This is a genomic window from Bradyrhizobium sp. 35, from assembly GCF_023073215.1.
Classification (GTDB): Bacteria; Pseudomonadota; Alphaproteobacteria; order Rhizobiales; family Xanthobacteraceae; genus Bradyrhizobium; species Bradyrhizobium canariense_D.
The window spans coordinates 1-1895 of record NZ_JADPJC010000051.1; the positions used below are offsets into that span (position 1 = coordinate 1).

General features: G+C 68.5%; 2 protein-coding genes. Both read right to left on the bottom strand.

The features are described from left to right. Positions 1-1226, bottom strand: a 1226-nt coding sequence (locus IVB36_RS10265; protein ID WP_247391460.1) for an L-aspartate oxidase, incomplete at its 3' end; no start/stop codon positions are given. A gap of 9 nt (positions 1227-1235) precedes the next feature. Next, positions 1236-1895, bottom strand: a 660-nt coding sequence (locus IVB36_RS10270) for a quinolinate synthase (RefSeq protein WP_247391462.1), incomplete at its 5' end; no start/stop codon positions are given.

Sequence of the window (1895 nt, forward strand, 5' to 3'; positions counted from 1 at the left end):
CGTGCGGGCGAGGGAGTGGTGCGGCCGGCGATGTCGTCGGCGATGCGCGCGGCGTAGACCACGGCCTCCAACAGCGAGTTCGACGCAAGCCGGTTCGCGCCATGCGCGCCGGTGGACGATACTTCGCCGCCGGCCCAGAGCCCGTCGATCGAGCTGCGGCCGCGATCGTCCACCGCGATGCCGCCCATGTGATAGTGCGCCGCCGGTGCGATCGGGATGGCCTGCGTGGCGGGCTCGATCCCAGCGGCGATGCAGCTTGCATGGACGGTCGGGAATCTGTCGGCAAAACGTGCGCCCAGCGCCTGCCGCGCATCGAGGAAGGCGCCGCGTCCGGCCGAGATCTCCGCGAACACGCCGCGGGCCACGATGTCGCGCGGTGCGAGCTCGGCGAGCGGATGGCGCGCCGCCATGAAACGCTCGCCACGGCCGTTGATCAGTGTCGCGCCTTCGCCGCGCAAGGCTTCCGTGGCGAGCGGCGCGGGATCGCGGCCGACCATGATGGCGGTCGGGTGAAATTGCACGAACTCGGGATCTGCAATCACCGCGCCGGCGCGTGCGGCGATCGCAAGGCCGGATCCGCTGGCCTCGCGCGGATTGGTGGTGACGGCATAGAGATGGCCGATGCCGCCCGTCGCGAGCACCACCATCCGCGCGGCGAGCAGGATCGGCTGTGCTGCCGCGTCGCCAGCTTCGCGCAATCGTAGGCCGGCGACCGCGCCGTCCTCGGTCAACAGCGCTTCGGCGACGAAACCTTCGATCAGCCGGATCGACGGCGTGCGCCGCACGGCTTCGCTCAGCGCCGCGATGATGGCGGCGCCCGCGCCATCGCCACGCACATGTACGATACGCCGCGCCGAGTGTGCGGCCTCGCGCCCGACTGCGAGCCTGCCTTCGAGATCGCGGTCGAACGGCACGCCATAGGCGAGAAGGTCGTGAATCCGCGGTGCGGCCTCGCGCGCGATCCCGAGTGCGACAGCTTCGTCGACGATGCCGCCGCCAACTGCAACCGTGTCCGCGGCGTGCGCTTCCGGCGTATCGCCTTCAGCCATTGCCGCGGCGATGCCGCCTTGCGCCCATGCAGACGACGCGCCCTGTCCGAGCGGCGCCGCCGAGATCAATATTACCGGCCGCGGCGCGAGCTTGAGCGCGCAGAACAATCCGGCAAGGCCGCCGCCGACGATGACGACGTCGTCGGAGCGGGGGAGGGTGTTGATGTTGTTTGTCATGGCTTTATCTCAGTTCTTCAAATTGATCATCCGCTCGACCGAGCGCCTTGCGCGGTCCGCGAGCGCGGGATCGATCGTCACTTCTGCGCGAAGCGTCAGCAGGCTCTCCAGAATGTTGGCGAGCGTGATGCGCTTCATGTGCGGGCAGATGTTGCAGGGGCGCAGCATCTCCACATCGGGCAGCTCGGCGCGGACATTGTCGGCCATCGAGCATTCCGTGATCATCACCAGCCGCCGCGGCCGCCGCTCGCGCACCCAGTTGATCATGTGCGCGGTCGAGCCCGTGAAATCGGCCTCGGCCAGCACGTCCGGCGGGCATTCGGGATGAGCGATGATCTGCACGGAGGGATCGGCCTCGCGGTAGCTGCGCAGCTCGGCGCCAGTGAAACGCTCGTGCACCTCGCAGGCGCCCTTCCAGGCAATGATCTTCACGTCGGTCTTCGAGGCCACGTAAGTGGCGAGATAGCGGTCGGGCAGGAAGATCACGGTTGGTGCGCCGAGGCTTTCGACCACCTGCACCGCGTTCGACGAGGTGCAGCAGATATCGACCTCGGCCTTCACCTCCGCGGAGGTGTTGACATAGGCAACGACAGGCACGCCGGGGAATTTTTCGCGGAGCAGGCGGACGTCGGCGCCGGTGATGCTGGCAGCGAGCGAGCAGCCGGCGCG